This is a genomic window from Trinickia terrae, from assembly GCF_005144415.1.
GTDB lineage: Bacteria > Pseudomonadota > Gammaproteobacteria > Burkholderiales > Burkholderiaceae > Trinickia_A > Trinickia_A terrae.
Genome location: NZ_SWJE01000012.1, coordinates 224,922 through 241,332, shown reverse-complemented (window position 1 = coordinate 241,332; position 16,411 = coordinate 224,922). Strand labels below are relative to the sequence as shown.

General features: G+C 65.4%; 18 protein-coding genes. 3 read left to right on the top strand and 15 right to left on the bottom strand.

Translation table 11 applies throughout. The features are described 5' to 3' along the window. The first annotated feature begins 37 nt into the window (after positions 1-37). Genes FAZ69_RS22300 through hutC form a run of 3 tightly spaced genes read left to right on the top strand, consistent with a single transcriptional unit; the run spans position 38 to position 3,123 of the window. Positions 38-829, top strand: a complete 792-nt coding sequence (locus FAZ69_RS22300; protein WP_136897286.1) for an ABC transporter ATP-binding protein — start codon at positions 38-40, stop codon at positions 827-829. A gap of 7 nt (positions 830-836) precedes the next feature. Beyond that, positions 837-2,330, top strand: coding sequence for an aromatic amino acid ammonia-lyase (locus FAZ69_RS22295; protein WP_136897252.1), 1,494 nt, complete (start codon positions 837-839; stop codon positions 2,328-2,330). 37 nt (positions 2,331-2,367) lie between these two features. Further along, entirely contained in the window at positions 2,368-3,123 is a 756-nt protein-coding gene (hutC, locus tag FAZ69_RS22290; RefSeq protein WP_136897285.1) for a histidine utilization transcriptional repressor HutC, read from the top strand. A gap of 627 nt (positions 3,124-3,750) precedes the next feature. Here the strand turns inward: hutC and FAZ69_RS22285 are convergent. The 15 genes from FAZ69_RS22285 to FAZ69_RS22215 all read right to left on the bottom strand — a co-directional run bounded on the left by FAZ69_RS22285 (position 3,751) and on the right by FAZ69_RS22215 (position 16,407). After that, positions 3,751-6,348, bottom strand: coding sequence for a 2-oxoglutarate dehydrogenase E1 component (locus FAZ69_RS22285; RefSeq protein ID WP_136897251.1), 2,598 nt, complete (start codon positions 6,346-6,348; stop codon positions 3,751-3,753). Positions 6,349-6,632: 284 nt separating this feature from the next. Continuing rightward, positions 6,633-8,258: a methyl-accepting chemotaxis protein gene (locus tag FAZ69_RS22280; RefSeq protein WP_136897250.1), complete on the bottom strand. Its 1,626-nt coding sequence runs from the start codon at positions 8,256-8,258 to the stop codon at positions 6,633-6,635. 596 nt (positions 8,259-8,854) lie between these two features. Next, positions 8,855-9,181, bottom strand: coding sequence for a RebB family R body protein (locus tag FAZ69_RS22275; RefSeq protein WP_136897249.1), 327 nt, complete (start codon positions 9,179-9,181; stop codon positions 8,855-8,857). Positions 9,182-9,240: 59 nt separating this feature from the next. Further along, complete coding sequence (locus FAZ69_RS22270) at positions 9,241-9,567, bottom strand: RebB family R body protein (RefSeq protein WP_136897248.1); 327 nt, start codon at positions 9,565-9,567, stop codon at positions 9,241-9,243. Positions 9,568-9,595: 28 nt separating this feature from the next. Further along, entirely contained in the window at positions 9,596-9,919 is a 324-nt protein-coding gene (locus tag FAZ69_RS22265) for a RebB family R body protein (RefSeq protein WP_136897247.1), read from the bottom strand. A gap of 77 nt (positions 9,920-9,996) precedes the next feature. Beyond that, entirely contained in the window at positions 9,997-10,611 is a 615-nt protein-coding gene (locus FAZ69_RS22260) for a hypothetical protein (RefSeq protein ID WP_136897246.1), read from the bottom strand. Next, entirely contained in the window at positions 10,604-10,804 is a 201-nt protein-coding gene (locus tag FAZ69_RS22255; RefSeq protein ID WP_136897245.1) for a hypothetical protein, read from the bottom strand. The genes FAZ69_RS22260 and FAZ69_RS22255 overlap by 8 nt, the downstream gene beginning before the upstream one ends. A gap of 86 nt (positions 10,805-10,890) precedes the next feature. Then, positions 10,891-11,331 (bottom strand): lysozyme, encoded by a 441-nt coding sequence (locus FAZ69_RS22250; RefSeq protein WP_136897244.1) that lies wholly within the window; start codon positions 11,329-11,331, stop codon positions 10,891-10,893. 66 nt (positions 11,332-11,397) lie between these two features. Beyond that, on the bottom strand, positions 11,398-11,946 hold the full coding sequence (locus tag FAZ69_RS22245) for a hypothetical protein (protein WP_136897243.1): 549 nt from the start codon (positions 11,944-11,946) through the stop codon (positions 11,398-11,400). Positions 11,947-11,956: 10 nt separating this feature from the next. Further along, complete coding sequence (locus tag FAZ69_RS22240; RefSeq protein WP_136897242.1) at positions 11,957-13,015, bottom strand: extracellular catalytic domain type 2 short-chain-length polyhydroxyalkanoate depolymerase; 1,059 nt, start codon at positions 13,013-13,015, stop codon at positions 11,957-11,959. A gap of 11 nt (positions 13,016-13,026) precedes the next feature. Then, positions 13,027-13,518, bottom strand: coding sequence for a hypothetical protein (locus FAZ69_RS22235; protein ID WP_136897241.1), 492 nt, complete (start codon positions 13,516-13,518; stop codon positions 13,027-13,029). Positions 13,519-13,568: 50 nt separating this feature from the next. Beyond that, entirely contained in the window at positions 13,569-14,363 is a 795-nt protein-coding gene (locus FAZ69_RS22230; protein ID WP_169708729.1) for a bestrophin-like domain, read from the bottom strand. A gap of 64 nt (positions 14,364-14,427) precedes the next feature. Then, on the bottom strand, positions 14,428-15,408 hold the full coding sequence (locus tag FAZ69_RS22225; protein ID WP_136897239.1) for a hypothetical protein: 981 nt from the start codon (positions 15,406-15,408) through the stop codon (positions 14,428-14,430). A 58-nt stretch (positions 15,409-15,466) separates the two neighbouring features. Then, complete coding sequence (locus FAZ69_RS22220; RefSeq protein WP_136897238.1) at positions 15,467-16,144, bottom strand: hypothetical protein; 678 nt, start codon at positions 16,142-16,144, stop codon at positions 15,467-15,469. Positions 16,145-16,170: 26 nt separating this feature from the next. Continuing rightward, positions 16,171-16,407 (bottom strand): RebB family R body protein, encoded by a 237-nt coding sequence (locus FAZ69_RS22215; protein ID WP_136897237.1) that lies wholly within the window; start codon positions 16,405-16,407, stop codon positions 16,171-16,173. Between the last annotated feature and the right edge of the window lie 4 nt (positions 16,408-16,411).

The window sequence follows — 16,411 nt, the reverse complement described above, 5'->3', positions numbered from 1 at the left end:
CTCATTCTTTCCGGAGTCTCCGATGAACACTGCCGCGATGAACCCCGCTGCCCCTGTCGCCCTGTCGGTCAGGAACATTCACAAGTCGTTCGGCGATCACCATGTGCTCAAGGGCATCTCGCTCGATGCGCACGAGGGCGACGTGATCTCGATCCTCGGCGCGAGCGGTTCGGGCAAGAGCACGTTCCTGCGCTGCCTGAACCTGCTCGAGACGCCCGACGAAGGCTCGGTCGCGCTCGCCGGCGAGGAGCTGGCGATGAAGCGCGCCCGCGACGGCAAGCTGCAGCCGAAGGATCGCAAGCAGGTCGACCGGATCCGCTCGCAACTCGGCATGGTGTTCCAGAACTTCAACCTGTGGTCGCACATGACCGTGCTCGACAACCTGATCGAAGGCCCGCTGCGCGTGCAGAAACGCAGCCGCGCGGAAGCGGTCGAGGAGGCCGAGGCGCTGCTCGCGCGCGTCGGGCTCGCGGACAAGCGCGGCCACTATCCGGCGCATCTGTCGGGCGGCCAGCAGCAGCGCGTCGCGATTGCGCGGGCGCTCGCGATGCATCCGAAGGTGATGCTGTTCGACGAGCCGACCTCGGCGCTCGATCCGGAACTCGTCGGCGAGGTGCTGCGCGTGATGCGCTCGCTCGCGGAGGAGGGCCGCACGATGCTCGTCGTCACGCACGAAATGGGCTTTGCGCGCCACGTGTCGAATCGCGTGATGTTCCTGCATCAGGGCGAGGTCGAAGCCGACGGCACGCCGGACGAAGTGTTCGTCGGCTTGAAGTCCGAGCGCTTCAAGCAGTTCGTGTCGAGCCATCATCACCGTACCGCGAACTGAGGCAACGATGACCGTTATCCGTTCAACACAGCCGCTCGACTGGCGGCAGATCGCGGCGGTCGCGGCAGGCGAGCCGCTCGCTTTGAGCGGCGACACGCTGGCGCGGATCGGCGCGGCGCGCGGTCTCGTCGACGAGATCGTCGCGCAAGGCATTCGCGCCTATGGCGTCAATACCGGCGTCGGCGCGTTGTGCGACGTGATCGTGTCGCCCGCCGAGCAGAGCGCGCTGTCGCGCAACATTTTGATGAGCCACGCGGTGGGCGTCGGCGCGCCGCTCGGCGCGCAGGAAACGCGCGCGATCATCGCCGCGGCGATCAACAACTATGCGCACGGATATTCGGGCGTTCGCACCGAGCTCGTCGAGCAGCTCGTCGCGCTGCTCGATGCCGACTGCCTGCCCGAAGTGCCGGCGCATGGCTCGGTCGGCTACCTGACGCATATGGCGCACATTGCGCTCGTTTGCATCGGGCATGGTTACGCGCGCTATCGCGGCGAGCGCCTGCCCGGGGACGAGGCGCTGCGGCGCATCGGGCGCAAGCCGCTCGTGCTCGGCGCGAAGGAAGGCTTGAGCCTCGTCAACGGCACGCCGTGCGTCACGGGGCTCGCGGCGCTTGCGCTTGCGCGCGCCGAGCGGCTGCTCGACTGGGCGGACGGCGTCGCTGCGATGAGCTTCGAGAACCTCGGCGGGCAGCTTGCCGCATTCGATGCGGCGTCGCTTGCGTTGCGGGTGTCGCCGGGCATCGAGCGCGTCGGTGCGCGGATGCGCGCGGCGCTCGCCGGCAGCGGCCTGCTCGCCGCGGCGGCCGGCCGCCGCACGCAGGACCCGCTCAGCCTGCGCACGATTCCCCACGTGCACGGCGCGGCGCGGGACGCCTTTGCGGCGACGGCGGACGTCGTCGATCGCGAGCTCGCGTCCGTCACCGACAATCCGGTCGTCACCGGCACGCGCGAAGCGCCGCGCGCCCATTCGCAGGCCCACGCGGTCGGCGCGGGTATCGCGCTCGCGATGGACAGCCTCGCCGTTGCGATGGCGCAGGTCGCGGCGATCGCCGAGCGGCGGCTCGACCGCCTCGTCAATCCGCTCGTCAGCGGCCTGCCGGCGTTTCTCGCCGAGCCGGGCGGCATGTGCTCCGGTTTCATGATTGCGCAATACACGGCGGCGGCGCTGGTAGCGCAGAACCGGCGGCTCGCCGCGCCCGCGAGTCTCGACGGCGGCATCACGTCGGCACTGCAGGAAGATCACCTGTGCCACGCGACGCCCGCCGCGCAGAAGGCGCTCGACATCATCGAGAACGCGACGCGCGTGCTCGCGATCGAGCTGCTGGCGGCGGCGCAGGCGTACGATTTGCAGCCGGGCGGCGTGCCGCGCGCCGCGCGGACGGATGCGCTGCTCTCGCGCGTTCGCGAACGCATCCCGGCGTACCGGGACGACCGCCCGCTCGCCGGCGACATCGCGGCGGCGGCCGCCATCGTGGCGGGCTCGGCCCCGCCTGTGCTGTAATGCGAGCCGCCGCATGACTCAACCGTTCGATGTGACCATGAGCGATACGGAACGACCCCCTCTCAACTGGCAAGCCGGCGCGCGCGGCGACAACGTCCCGGCGCGCGCGCTGCCCGCGTATCAGCAGATCAAGCGCTACGTCGTGAAGCGGATCGCCGACGGCGACTGGAAGCCCGGCAGCGCGATCCCGACCGAAGCCGAGCTCGTGAAGGAGTTCGGCGTCGCGCGGATGACGGTGTCGCGCGCGTTGCGGGAGCTGACGGCGGAGCGCGTGCTGACGCGCGTCCAGGGCGCGGGCACCTACGTCGAGCGGCGCCGCTACGAATCGACGGTGCTCGAGATCCGCAACATCGCCGACGAAATCGCCGAGCGCGGCCATCGCCACACGGCGCGCGTGCTGACGCTCGAGCGCAGCGACGACGCGGGCGCGATCGACGCGCTGGGGCTCGAGGCCGGTCCCGTGTTTCACTCGCGCATCGTCCACTACGAGGAAGACGAGCCGATCCAGTTCGAGGACCGCTATGTCAATCCGAGGGTGTTCCCCGAGTACCTGGAGCAGGACTTCACGCTTGAAACGCCGAACCACTACATGGTCAGGCTCGCGCCGATCCAGCGCGCGGAGTTCCGGATCTATGCGCAGAAGCCCGACGCTCAGGTGCGCCGCCATCTCGTGATGGAGATCGGCGAGCCGTGTCTGATGCTGTGGCGGCGCACCTGGGTCGGAGAGGATGTGGCGACGTCGGTGCAGCTCTGGCATCCGGCGTCGCGGTTTCATCTGGCGGGGATGGTGTAGGTTTGGGTTTTTGTTTTGTGCTGTTGTCGTTGTCGTTGTCGTGCAACTTTGAATTCGCGGCGGTCCGTATAGTCCGTCCCTCCCCGGGACCGGGGTCACTTTGGTCTTGCCCAAAGTAACCAAAAGCGCGTCCTAGGCGGACGGCCTGTCCCGGAGGCACGCAGTGCTGTTCGCGATAGCGGTCTGGGGGCCACTGTTACCGCCCGCCGCACGTCCCGTTAGCACGTGGCACGGAATGGCGCTGCGACGAAGCAAATGGAGGACATCGGTTAGGCCGGGCTCCAGTTGCCTGAGTTTAAAAGTGAGCACGAGCGCATCCGCATCATCGCAAGACAAGTCTCTTTAGGCCTTTTCTTAGCGCGAGCATTGATTTGATTCGACCCAGCGCCATTCTGTGCCGCGTGCTAACGGGACGAACGGCGAGCGATAGCGGTAGCCCATTGACCGCTATCGCAGACAGGACTGAGTGCTAACGGGCCGAGGCCGTCCGCCTAGGACACGCCTTTGGTTACTTTGGGCAAGACCAAAGTGACCCCGGTCCCGGGGAGGGACGGACTATACGGACCGGCGCGAAATCAAGTTTCACGAAAGCCGCAGCAAACCCACCCCTCCTCCCAAAGACACTGCTCAATACGGCCCGAGCAACGCCGCCTTGACCAGCCGGCGTTGCTCGATCTGATGCCCGCGGATCGACGCGTGCGCGCCCGATGCCGTGGCCGTCCTGCACACCTTGGCCAGCCTGCAGCCCGGGCTCACGCACGCTTCCAGGTCGTCGCGCACGAAGCGCCAGGCGCCCTGGTTGCGGTCCTCCTCCTGCGCCCAGACGACTTCGGCGAGATTGGGGAATGCCGCGAGCGCCTGCATCAGCGCGTCCTTCGGAAACGGATAGAGCTGTTCGACGCGGATCACGGCGACGGAGGCGGCCTGGGCTTCATCGCGCGCGGCCTCCAGCTCGTAGAAGAACTTGCCGCTGCACAGCACGACCCGCGTGACCTGCTCCGGCGCGCGCACGCCCGAGTCCGGCAGGACCGGCATGAACGCGCCGTTCGCGAGTGCGCGCAACGGCGCATGCGAGCGGCGGTTGCTGTAGAGCTGCGTCTTCGGCGACATGACCACGAGCGGCTTTGCATGCTCCGCCGCGGCCTGCTCGCGCAGCAGATGGAACCACTGCGCGGAGGTGGACGGCACGGCCACGCGCAGGTTCTGCCCCGCGCACAGCTGCAGGAAGCGGCCGAGAAAGCCGCTCGAGTGCTCGGGGCCGACGCCTTCGTGCCCGTGCGGCAGCAGGATCGTGAGCGCGGAGCGGTAACCCCATTTGTATTCGCCCGGCGCGATGTACTGGTCGATGATGACCTGTGCGCCGTTGACGAAGTCGCCGAACTGCGCTTCCCAGATCGTCAGGCGCGTCTTCGTCTGCACGCTGTAGCCGTATTCGTAGCCGAGCACGGCTTCCTCGGTCAGCGGCGAATTGACGATGTCGAAACGGCCCTGGCCGGCGGCGATGTGCGCGAGGGGGACGTAGGCCTTGGCGGCGCCGCCTGCTTCGCCAGGCTGCGCATGCCACACGGCATGGCGGTGCATGAACGTGCCGCGGCCGACGTCCATGCCTGAGAGGCGGATGCCGTGTCCCTCTTCGAGCAGCGATGCGTACGCGGCATTCTCGGCGAGCGGCCAGTCCACGGCATTGTCTTCGCTCGAGGCCGCGGCATTCCACTTGTCCGTCAGGTTGCGCACGAACTCGTGCAGCAGCAGGCCTTCCGGCGGCGTGGCGAGCGCGGCGGTCAGCGCGCGCAGGCGCGCGTGCGAGAGCGGCTGCAATGGGCGGGACGCTGCGGGCCGATCGGCCGGCGCGACGTTGAACGGGCCGAGCTCGCCCGGGCGCGACAACAGGTGCTGCAAGGCATCGTCGCGCATCTGCGCGAGCGGCGCCGGCTCGGCGATCGCCGCGTGATACAGCTCGGTGACCGTGGGGTGCGACGCGATCGCGGCCTGCACGAACGGCTGCGTGAGCGACGGGATGTCGTGCTCGGAGTGTCCGAGGCGGCGATAGCCGATCAGGTCGATGACGACATCGGCGCCATGCACCCGACGGTAGTCGAAGGCAATGCTGGCCGCGCGCAGCACGGCTTCCGGATGGTCCGCGTTGACGCGGATCACCGGCGCGTCGATCATGCGCGCGACGTCGGTGCAATAGTCGTCCGCCTCGACGTTCATCCGGTTCGGCGTCGTGAAGCCGACCTGGTTGTTGACGATCACATGGATCGTGCCGCCGAGCGCGTAGCCGTTCCGGCGCGTGAGGTTCAGCGTTTCCGCCACGATGCCCTGGCCGGCGAAGGCCGCGTCCCCGTGCACCACGACCGGCAGGCAGGGCGACTCGGGATGCTCGTCCTGGTAGGCGCGCGCCATGCCGCTCACGACCGGAAACACGCTTTGCAGATGCGACGGGTTATGGGCGAGAAAGAGCGCGGCTTCGCCGTGCGCGGTCGGCATGCGCGCGGCGCCGCCGAGATGGTACGGAAGGTCGCGCTGCAGAGCGGCGAGGTCCGAATCCGGATTGAGGCACTGCAGCATGCTCTCGACGTCGAAGCCCATCAGGTTGACGAGCACGTTCAGGCGGCCGCGGTGCGGCATGCCGAGAAACACCTGGCGCACGCCGCCTTGGACAGCCTTGGTGACCAGCGCTTCCAGCAGCGGCACGAGACTCTCGCAGCCTTCGAGCGAGAAGCGCTTCGCATGCGCCTGACTGCGGGCGACGTGGCGCTCCCACATTTCGGCGGCGAGCAACTGCTGCAAGAGCTTGCCTTGCTCGCGCGGCGCGAGCGGCGGCGATAGCAGGTCCGCCTCCATGCGCGCGAACAGCCAGCCGCGGCGCGCTTTGCTGCGGATGCCGCTGCAGTCGAGTCCGATGGTGTCGCAATAGGTCCGTTCGAGCTGCCGTGCGAGCTCCTGCACGGTGACGGCGCCGGGCAGCGCGCAGTCGTCGCTCGCGCGCTCCTGCAGCGGATGCAGCCCGTGATAGTCGGGCTTCAGCGCGGGCAGGGCGGGCAGCGGCGCGAGCGCGAGCGGATCGAGCCGCGCGCAGCGGTGGCCTTGCTCGCGGTATGCGTCGATGAAGCGGGCGACCTGTGGCGAAGCCGCTGATTGCGGCATGGCCGCGGCCCGCAGGGGAGAGGGCTCGGGAGATAGCGTGGAGGCGTCGGCGTATTCGGTGTGGAGGGTAGACATGAGAATGGCACCGGAAGAGAAATCGTTGATCGGATCTCGCATGTCCGCACGTCCGCATGCCGGTGCTCGCGGTTCCCGAAACGGCAGAGGGCATGCCGGGGCGAGCGCCTTCAAGCGGATGGCGAGACGGCCGGGAACGCGTGGCGGCTCGGATCGACCGCCTCTGCGTTCCGTGTTCTTTGTGGCAAGCCTGCTGCGACGGCGGGCCTGCGTCTCCATCCGTGGGACTGCTCTACCTCTGTCGATACCTGGGGCCTGCTACTGGTGTGAACAGGCCCCGCGCTTCAAGACACCATCTGCGCGCGGAGCCGTGCAGGCTGCGCTGCGCTTGTTTCGAACGACGAACGGTGCGCGTTGAGCAGGCCGTCGTTGAGCTTGAACGTGCCGACCATGCCGGTCAGCTCGTCCGCCTGTTCCTGCAGCGCCCTCGCGGAGGCCGCGCTCTCTTCCACGAGCGAGGCGTTTTCCTGAGTGGCCTGATCCATCTGCGCAATGGCTTGATTCACCTGCTCGATGCCGTCGCTCTGCTCCTGGCTCGACGAGCTGATCTCGGCGACGATGTCGGTGACGTGCTTGATGCTCGTGACCACTTCGCGGATCACCCGTCCCGCGTCTTCGACCATCGAGCTGCCTGCGCCGACCTGGTTGACCGACTGCGCGATCAGCTCCTTGATCTCGCGCGCGGCCACCGCGCAGCGCTGGGCGAGGCCGCGCACTTCGTTGGCGACGACGGCGAAGCCGCGGCCGTGCTCGCCGGCGCGCGCGGCTTCCACCGCGGCGTTCAAGGCGAGGATGTTGGTCTGGAAGGCGATGCCGTCGATCACGCCGATGATGTCGACGATCTTGCGCGACGAGTCGTTGATCGCGTTCATCGTGTCGACGACCTGGTCGACGGCGTCGCCGCCCTTGGCCGCGACCACCGACGCGTTCGCCGCAAGCTGGTTGGCCTCGCGCGCGTTGTCCGCGTTCTGCTTGACGGTCGAGGTGAGCTGCTCCATCGTCGCGGCCGTTTGCTGGATCGCGCTGGCCTGGCGCTCGGTGCGGCCCGACAGGTCCACGTTGCCGCTCGCGACTTCGCGCGACGCGTGGGCGATGGTGTCGGTGCCCTTGCGGACCTGGGCGACGATGCCGTGGAGGTTGTCGATCATGTGCCCGAGCGCGGTCAGCAGGCGGCCGATTTCATCGTCGGAGTTGACTTCGAACTCGTGCGTGAGGTTGCCGCGGGCGACGGCCTCGGCCAGTTCCACCGCGTGGTTGATCGGGCGCGTGATGCTGCGGGTGATGACGACCCCGGTGGCGATCGCGATCAGCGTGGCGACGATGGCGAGCAGCACCATCTGGATCTTGGCGCTCTGCGCTTCGTCGGCGGCCAGCGCGACGTCGCTCTCCATTCCGTGCGCCTGGAAGTCGACCATCTTGTCGACGAGCACATAGTAGGCGTCCTGTAAGCGCGCCATGTCGCCTTGATAGAGGTCGCGCGCATCCTGCTGCTGGTTGTTCTTGATCAGCTCGAAGAACTTCTTGACGCTCGCGCCATAGGCGGAGCGCGCATCGAACTGTTCCCTGAAGAGGCTCTTGCTCTCGTCGCTCGTCAGCAGCGGTTCGAGCTTGGCATAGGCATCCGCGTTGGTCTGGCGGATGACGCCGTATTGGCTCATGTATTTCGCCGCCTGGTCGGGCGAGGTGGTGAGCAGCAGATTGCTGAGGATGCCGTTGGCCTTGTAGCCGTTGTTCTTGATCTGGTTGCTGAGCGCGATCAGCGTATAGCGCTCGGTGACGAGCCGCTCCATCCGCGTGCTGCTGGAGTTCAGGTGCGCGATGCCGACGATGGCGGTGCCGATCAGCAGCGCGACGACCAGTGCGAAGGCGGACCCGAGACGTACCCCGATCCTCAGATTGGCGATCTTCATCTATAGAATTCCTATATCCACGGAATTGTGAAAATAAATTGAAAAATGCTGAAAAAAATTGATGTTCGGCTATTGGTGTCGCGAATGCCGAAGCGGCGCTTGCTCCGCGTTAGCGGAGGCGCGCCGGAGCAATCGTTTGCGCGGGCAGGCATGCGAAAGGGCTTGCCATGCGCTGGAGCGTGCGTCCGGCAAGGCTGGAAGAGTGAGTGCGTTTCCCCGATTGCTCATGCTTGGTCTTTTCCGATTGGCTTTGTGCATACGATATGACGACAAAAAAGCGCGAATCTTTAGTGACATCGGGGATTGAGTAAGGAAATAAAAGATATAGCTGGAATGATGCTTTGCTTATCGGTAAATTCTCTAACGAATTTCAGGAAATCCTGATAGCTGTTTTTATTGATTTGTGTGAGATGGTGCGGTGTCGACGCGCGGGATCACACGCTTTGGAGAGCCCATGCTTGTTTCGTTACCGTGCATCTACCCGATGCTGCAATAAAAAACCCCGCAGCGCGGAGCGCATGCGGGGCGAGGGCGGCGATCCCGCCGGCCCTGGCTGTCCGGTGTCGGCCAGGGCCAGGACGGGACGACGATGAAGCTCAGCGGTTCTGGAAGCTCTGCAGCACGGTGAGCAGGCTCGTCAGGTTGTCGGCGATGCCGCCCTGCGAGATTTTTTCGGTCGCGGCGGCGCCGGCCATCGTGTTCATGCTGTAGATCTGCATCACGCCCTGGTTGGCCGCTGCCTGCGCGAGCGTGTTCTGCTGCTGCTGCGCCGACACCGCATTCTCGAACAGAATGCCGGTCGAATGGGCCATGGTCTGGTAGATCGTGCCCATGGCCATGGCCGGGGCTTCGCCAAGCACCTTCACGTTCGATTGCGTGACGGCGTCGGTGATCTGGTCGTTGACGGAAGTCGGAAAGGTCATCTTGGTTCTCCTGGGTATCTGCGTGTTGCGCGGTTAGCGTGGCTTGCGCGCCCGGCGCGTCAGCGGTTCTGGAAAGCTTGCAGCGTGGCGAGCATGCTGGTCATGTTGTCGGCAACCCCGGCCTGGCTCACCTTTTCGGTGCCCGCGGCATCGGCCATGGTGTCGACGCTGTAGATCTGCATGACGCCCATGTTGGCGCCGGCCTGCGCGAGCGCATTCTGCTGCTGCTGAGCCGAGATCGTGTTCTCGAACAGCACGCCGGTGGAATGCGCCATGGTCTGGAACAGCGACCCCATCGCCATTGCCGGCGACTGCGCCAGCACGTTGACGTTGGCTTGCGTGACGGCGTCGGTGATCTGGCTGTTTACTTCCGTGTTTTGGGCCATAGTTCAACTCCAGTCTCGGGATGGCGGATCAGCGGCGGAACGACTGCAGCACCGTGAGCAGGCTCGTCAGGTTGTCGGCGACGCCGGCCTGGCTTACCTTCTCGGTGCCCGCGGCATCGGCCATGGTGTCGACGCTGTAGATCTGCATCACGCCCATGTTCGAGGCAGCCTGCGTCAGCGTGTTCTGCTGCTGCTGAGCCGACACCGAGTTCTCGAACAGGATGCCCGTCGAGTGGGCCATCGTCTGGTACAGCGAGCCGATCGCCATCGCCGGCGATTCGCCCAGCACCTTGACGTTGGACTGGGTGACGGCGTCGGTGATCTGGTTGTTGACGGAGGTCGGAAAAGTCATGGTTTGCTCCTTGGTTCAAGTTGAAGAGTGGGCGCACGGGGCGGGCCTCCTGTGCTGTGCTTCGGAGTCCCGCTGTGCTATTGCATGGACGCCTGGCCGCCCTGGTCGTGAACATCATCGGCGGGCGTGGCGTCTTGTCCGGCTCCCGCGGCCGCTTCGGCGCTCTTGGCCGCATCCTGTTCGTTCAGGCGCTGGATCAGCGCCTGCAGCTGCGCGGCAAGCGGGCCGAAGTGCTGGTTGAAGCAGTTCTCCACTTCCTGTCTCGCGAGGTTGGCCAGGTGCTCGGCGATCTGGGTGAGCGCCAGCTGGTTGCCGGCCTGCAGGCTCGACAGGCCAGGATTCAGACTCGCGGGACGCAGGTCGGACAAGGTTTTGCAGCTCTCCAGCAGCTTGAGGATCGCCTGCTCCTCTCGCTGCTGCACCTGCAGCGCCTTGCTCGAGCTGGCCTGGATCGATTCGAGGATGCCGCGCATGCTGGACGAGGCCTGCGTCTGTCCTTGGCCGATGGTGCGCTGCGCCTGCTGCCTCGCTTGCTCGACGGTGTCGAGCGCGCCGGCGGCAGGCGAGGGCGCGCGGCCCTGGAAGCCCTGTTGGAGCTTTAGCAACTGCGCTTCTTCGTTCGCTTCCAGCGGGCGGTTCAGGTATTGCTCGGCAATCTGGCGCAGCCCGGGGTTGAGCGTGTCGTCAGCCATGGCTCGTGTCCTGCTGGCTGCCGACGAGCGGCGCCAGCGCGCTGCGGACGGCCAGCAGTGAATGCAGCACGCTGAGGGCTTTGTTGTCGTCGTGGCCGGCGGTGGCGTTCATCAGCGAGTCGGCCCACGTGCCCAGATGGTTGCCGAGCAGCTTCGAAGCGACGTCGTGCAGTTGGTTCAGTTCGTCTTGCATGGCATGTTCTCCTGAGTTGATGAATGGATGAAAACAGCCCGGCCGGGCTGTTTGCAAGGACGTCGTCACAGGGACGGTTGTGAAGGTCAGGCAGCCACCGGGGCCTCGAAGAGCGCCTGCTCCGCCTGCCTGCGCCTGAGCAGGCCAGCAAGCTCGCGGCCGCCGGCCCGGTCCCAGCGGGGGAATTGCAGGGCCGCGCCCGGGTAGTCGCGCTGGTTCAAGAGGCGCAGCAGCGTCGAGCTTCCAAGATTGCCGAGGCCCAGGTTGTAGCTGAAGCTGACGAGCGCCGAAAACTGGTTGGCGTTGAGCGGCACCTTCACGAGAGCGCCGACGCCGCTCTCGAAGCGCGCGAGGTCGTCGCTCAAGTGCTGGTCGGCCTGGGACTGGGTGATGATCAGGCCTGGCTTCACATCCGGACCCGTGTGGCCATAGCCGATGGTCAGGACTCCGACCACATCGGCATAGGCGATGAGGCGCAGCCCTTCGAACTGCTTGATCAGGTTGAGGCCGGCTTGATTCGTTTTCATGGTGCTTCCTCGCGGCTGAAAAAGGGGAAACGAAGGCGGCCCGCGATGGGGCCGCGAGCGGATGCATCAGGCGGCCGGATCGGGGCGCTCCCCGCCCGCACTCTCCGGACCCGCTTCGAGCCACAGCTGCAGGCACTGGAGAAAGGCCGGCGAGATGCCGCTGAACCATTGCATCAAGGCGCCGTTCTGGTCGTCCCATTGTTTTCTGGCGGCCTGCTGCGCGGCGCAGGAGACGAGCACCATGTCGCCTTCGCCGCGCGCGTGCAGCAATTGCGGCAGCAGCGCGTACCCCTGTTGCTGCCATTGCGCGGCCGCTTGCATCTGCCAGTCGAAGAGCCGCTTGCCCAGTTGCTGGGCGGTCTCGCCGCACTGACGCCAATACTCGATGAAGCCGGCGGTATCGGCGCGCAGGTGCCATGCGGACGACCACTGCTGCGCCGCTTCCTGCGTGCGTTCGCTCAGGCTCTCGCTGCTCGCGAGGCAGGCCTTGAGCGTCTGCTTCCACTCGGCCGCCGACGGCATGCGGGCCAGCATCAGGTTGCCGAGCAAGAGGGGCCAATCCTGCGGGCTGCCGCCGTCGTTGCCCGGCTCGGTTGCCATGTACGGTGTATTCATCGGTTGTCCTTTATTTGCGGGGGCTCGTGAGGCGCTGGATCATGGCGTCGACAGCCGACATTTGCGGCGCGCGCTTGGCGTAGAAATCGGGCTTGACGGGGTCTTTGCTGCTGTAGCCCCAGAAGTCCCAGCAGCCCAGGGGATTGCGCGAGGGATCGGCGCGGATCTGCGGATACAGCACCACGATGCGATTGCTGTCCGCCATCTCGTTGTAGCCGGCGGTGGTATAGAGGCGGTCGCCGATGCGGCTGTCTTCCTGCATGCAGCCGTGGAACACCACGTGGACGCGGCAGCTTGCCGTGCGGCAGGCGGCGGGAATGTAGACGTGCCCGACGTCGGACAAGCCCGTGTAGCCGCCCTTGGCGAACGCGGTCTGGTCGAAGTCCGCGAGGTCGCCGCCGGGCTTGGCGACGGGCGGATTCAGATTGCCGTACAACTGGCGCAGGATGTCCTGCGATTGCACGAAGCCACAGTTGTTGAGATTGGGCGCGGCATTGGCCGGGCAGGCCAGGTCCTTCGCATTGGCCGTGATGAACGCGTGGCCGGCGTTGGTGGTGTCGATGTACTTGATCTGCTGCTCCGGCACGCCGGCGCTGCGGTAGAAGGCCAGGGTTTGCGCGACCACCTTGGAGAGCACGATGTTGTCCGAAGCGCCGGTGAAGATGTAGAGCCGCTGGCGTTTGATGTTGCTCACCGGGTCGATCAGCCCTTCAGAGGCGAAGCGCTCGGCCGCCTTGAAGGCCGCGGCGCCTGACGGAGCCGGGCCGGGCGAATTCATGCACAGCGTGGTGGCCGTGGTGAAAAAGCGTTCGGCGCCGTTCAGGCCGCCGAGGCCCGCGCAATAGAACGGCCCCCCGGCGACGATGCCCGCACCGGCGACGCTGGCGGAATGGGCGGCGCTGAACTGCGCGGCCATGAAGGCGCCGGACGACAGGCCGGATACGGTCACCTGTTTGGCGTCGGCGCCGAGCGCGGGCAGCGGGGGCGCGGCGGCGAGTGCGGGGCCGGCGGCAAGCGTGGTCAGCAGGATGGCGGCGAGCCGTCGCGAAAGGACGGATGACGAGCGCATGGCGGGTTCTCCTATGTGGTGGTGGAAGGCTGCGGGTCTTGTTCCTGTTCTTGCTTTTGCTTCTGCTGCTTTTGCAACTCGTTGATGCCGGACCAGCCGATGAAGAGCAGGCCCATCTCGGTGGAACTGAACGAATACGGCAGGCCGGCCAGAATGCCCATCGCCAGCCCCTTGGCGAGCGCCATGCCGAGGGCGTCCTTGTCCACCAGGCATTGCGTCAGCGTGGCGCTGACGGTGGTGATGGCCAGCAACAGCAGGCCCACGGCCAGGAAGAAGCGCGCCTTCTCCTGTAGCGGCATGGCCTTTGCCATATCGAGCAGCATCAGGTCCCAGAGCTTGTCGATGGAGACGGTGACAAGCGCGGAGAGCAGATGGATCGGGCTCTTGCCCAGCGACGGCAGGCTGCCCGGCATGCCCGGCTGCGGGGCTTCGAGATTGGAGTCCTGCGCGGGCGAGGGCATGGCGGTCGATCTGTTTGGATGGGCTGCGACGATGTCTGTCAAAGGGACGTGCCCGCGGCGCGGCTGTGAAGCGTGAGCGGCGTGCGGGCTCGTCAGTAGGCGAGCGCGGATGTTTCGATGTCCCGCATGGCCTGCCGGTACGGCGCGTCGGATACCGAGATGTCGCCATAGAACGGCGTGTCGTAGATGAGCGTGGCGGCCAGCACGATCGAGACGGACACCGCGATTCCCGCGACCAGCAGGAAGTGCATCAGCTTGTTTTGAATGCGCATGAGCCAGCCGAACACGATGAGCGTCATCTGGCCGACCAGCTTGACGGCCCAGATTTCGCCGGGGATCGTCATGTCGCCGTTGGCGAGCCGGGCGTGGCGGGCGGCGTAGAGCGCGTCGAGCTGACGCTGCGTCATGTTCAGGTAGGCAAGCTGCTTCGGGGTGTCGGGCTGGTAGTCGCCGAGCGCGCGGCTGATGGCGGCGAGGCTCGACGACTCGGGCGCGACGTCGAGCCCGCCGCTTTGCCTGGGCCATTCGGTCTGGACGACGCTCTCGAGATAGCGGAGCAAGGGGCCTTGCACCCGCTTCGCCAGTTCGGGGGAGCCTTGCGCCGCGTCGCGATACAGCGCCGCGCTCAGGCTGGCTTCGTGACTCGCGCTCTCGACCGCGGCGTCGAAATGGCTGACCGCGCGCGCGAGCATCGTCGCGATGATCAGGCCGAAGAAGATGCCCACGACGGCGATGATGGTGCCGAGCTCGCCGTTATGGGCATGCGTGTCCGGTGGCTGTATCAGCTTGCGCACGAGCACATGGCCCGCGGCAGTCATCAGCAGGCCCAGGCCGGCCCAGCCGACGAATTGCAGGCCCGATGGCATGGAGATGAATTTGATGAGCATGGTCGGACTTCGTGAAAATGGACGTTCAAGGCGGAAAGCGCATTTCCTCTGCTCGAGTTGTTGCTCATTCGAATGTGGCGATCGTTGTGTCATTTGACTGTTGCTCGCCAAACCCGGCGGCCGGCGCGGGTGTGTCGATCACATACAACGAAAGGTTTCCGTCGATTTGGGTGGTCGATATCTTTTTCCGCTTGGAATCCTGGACGATGCAGTCGCTTGGCCGCGTGGACGCGTGGATGAAGTAACCGTCGCTCTTCAAGCTGATGTGGCTGTTGTCCTTTTCGACGTAGTCGGACACGACGATATGGAAGTCGACGGCGGACTTGCCCAGGAGCTTCTTGAGCACACCCTGGTTGTGCTCGAAACAGATTTCGAAGCCGAAAGTCCTGCCGGCGATATTGACGACAGCGCTGTCGCTCGGCCGGTCAATGGAAAGGAATTCGTCCGGCATGTCTTTGTTTTCGTTGAAGCCCAGCGTCTTTCTGTGCTTCCACATACTGCCGTTGAGGAACGCAAACATGCAGTTCGAATAGACGAACAAACTGGTTTGGGGGCTGGCGAGCTTGCTTTCCCAATAGGCTTTGTATTCCGCATGGTCCGTCACGCCGCGTGGATATTCGATTTCGGCGTTGCCCGTATCTTCTTCGGCAAGCCTTTCGAGCGCCTTTTGCACTCTGAGCTTGCCCTTTTCCGTACGCTTGTCCACCTCTTTGATGTATCCGGCGCTGCCCGGAACGATGAGCATGTTTTTGTATCGTGTGCTGATTTTCGCGATTTCCTCGCGCGCGTAAATCATGATGTCCCTATGTGTGAACAATACGTCGCCGTCGCGAATGGCGTCGTACTTCCTGGATAGAAAGTATTCGGGAGCGACGATGATGGCCCTGATCTCGGACGTATCGATGTTCTGATTCCCGTTCTTGATGAGGCGCTCTGTTTCGGAGCACGCGTCATTGATGATTTCGATGCGTTGCTCGATGGTCTTTTTTGTGTAGTCGTTAAACGAGTTTTTCTCGATGATGGTGACTACCGTTTGCTGAGTCATGATTGGCTCCTTGGCTTGCGTTCAGTGATGTAGCAGGGGAGTGTGGTAGCGCTGCGCCTCACGCTTCTTTCGACTTTCTGTCCAGCAACGTCTGGTACTTGTTCAGGCTCTGGTCGATCTTGTCCAGCGCGAAGTGCGCGGCCTCGCCTTCGATGGCGCCGGCCGCGGCGGCCACGGCCGCCGCGGTGCCGACCAGGAGGTCGGTGATCAGCACGCCGAGCGCGTCCTCGGCCGCGCCCTTGATGTCCTCCTTCACCAGCTTCTCGGTCATGTTCTTGAGCAGCACGCTCTTGCTGGCCAGCGCGAGCTTGCTCGCGCCGTCGAAGTAGTTGGCCGCCGACTGCGCGACGAGCCCGCCCGCCTGGGTGATCATCATGTTCGGCGCGATCGCGATCTGGCTGCTGGCATAGGCTGCCGTCTCGCTGTTGCTCATCTGCACCGCCTGCACGATCTGGCTGTTGAGCGCATCGGTGCTGCCGCCTGCCGGTGCGGCTTTCATCTGGTCGGTAAATCCGGAGAGCGGGCTGGACGGCGGTGCGGCGCTTTGGCTGGCGGCGCCGGTGCCGGAATTGGCGTTGGCGCTTGTATTGGCTTGGGTGCCGGCGCTGGCGCCGCCGCTGTTGGCGGCAGGCGTTGCCGCCGCACCGGACGCCGCCGCGGCCCCGCCCGCAGGCGCCGCGCCCGCACTATCGCCGGCCGCGGCCCGCTTGCTGGTGAAGAAGTCCTTGAGGCTCATGGTTCACGTCTCCTTGGCGCGCGGCGTCAACTCTTCTCGCCGACTGACAGGATCATCGTCACGGCCTTGGAGATCACGGCGCTGGAAATCTGGTTCAGCGCCTGCTGGCTGTGCACGGCGTTCTGCAGCGAGAGGCCGGCCGAGTGGCTGGCGAATTGATAAAGCGAGGCAATCGCCTGGGCCGGGGCCTCCGCCACGACTTTGACGTTGGTTTGGGTGACGGCATCGGTGATCTGTCCGTTGACGGCGGTGTTGTCTGCCATGACG

What these genes read in the sequence shown, in the direction of transcription:
- FAZ69_RS22300 (WP_136897286.1), top strand. Translation starts at nt 38, where the DNA reads ATGAACCCCGCTGCCCCTGTCGCCCTGTCGGTCAGGAACATTCACAAG.
- FAZ69_RS22295 (WP_136897252.1), top strand. Translation starts at nt 837, where the DNA reads ATGACCGTTATCCGTTCAACACAGCCGCTCGACTGGCGGCAGATCGCG.
- hutC (WP_136897285.1), top strand. Translation starts at nt 2,368, where the DNA reads ATGAGCGATACGGAACGACCCCCTCTCAACTGGCAAGCCGGCGCGCGC.
- FAZ69_RS22285 (WP_136897251.1), bottom strand. Translation starts at nt 6,348, where the DNA reads ATGTCTACCCTCCACACCGAATACGCCGACGCCTCCACGCTATCTCCC.
- FAZ69_RS22280 (WP_136897250.1), bottom strand. Translation starts at nt 8,258, where the DNA reads ATGAAGATCGCCAATCTGAGGATCGGGGTACGTCTCGGGTCCGCCTTC.
- FAZ69_RS22275 (WP_136897249.1), bottom strand. Translation starts at nt 9,181, where the DNA reads ATGACCTTTCCGACTTCCGTCAACGACCAGATCACCGACGCCGTCACG.
- FAZ69_RS22270 (WP_136897248.1), bottom strand. Translation starts at nt 9,567, where the DNA reads ATGGCCCAAAACACGGAAGTAAACAGCCAGATCACCGACGCCGTCACG.
- FAZ69_RS22265 (WP_136897247.1), bottom strand. Translation starts at nt 9,919, where the DNA reads ATGACTTTTCCGACCTCCGTCAACAACCAGATCACCGACGCCGTCACC.
- FAZ69_RS22260 (WP_136897246.1), bottom strand. Translation starts at nt 10,611, where the DNA reads ATGGCTGACGACACGCTCAACCCCGGGCTGCGCCAGATTGCCGAGCAA.
- FAZ69_RS22255 (WP_136897245.1), bottom strand. Translation starts at nt 10,804, where the DNA reads ATGCAAGACGAACTGAACCAACTGCACGACGTCGCTTCGAAGCTGCTC.
- FAZ69_RS22250 (WP_136897244.1), bottom strand. Translation starts at nt 11,331, where the DNA reads ATGAAAACGAATCAAGCCGGCCTCAACCTGATCAAGCAGTTCGAAGGG.
- FAZ69_RS22245 (WP_136897243.1), bottom strand. Translation starts at nt 11,946, where the DNA reads ATGAATACACCGTACATGGCAACCGAGCCGGGCAACGACGGCGGCAGC.
- FAZ69_RS22240 (WP_136897242.1), bottom strand. Translation starts at nt 13,015, where the DNA reads ATGCGCTCGTCATCCGTCCTTTCGCGACGGCTCGCCGCCATCCTGCTG.
- FAZ69_RS22230 (WP_169708729.1), bottom strand. Translation starts at nt 14,363, where the DNA reads ATGCTCATCAAATTCATCTCCATGCCATCGGGCCTGCAATTCGTCGGC.
- FAZ69_RS22225 (WP_136897239.1), bottom strand. Translation starts at nt 15,408, where the DNA reads ATGACTCAGCAAACGGTAGTCACCATCATCGAGAAAAACTCGTTTAAC.
- FAZ69_RS22220 (WP_136897238.1), bottom strand. Translation starts at nt 16,144, where the DNA reads ATGAGCCTCAAGGACTTCTTCACCAGCAAGCGGGCCGCGGCCGGCGAT.
- FAZ69_RS22215 (WP_136897237.1), bottom strand. Translation starts at nt 16,407, where the DNA reads ATGGCAGACAACACCGCCGTCAACGGACAGATCACCGATGCCGTCACC.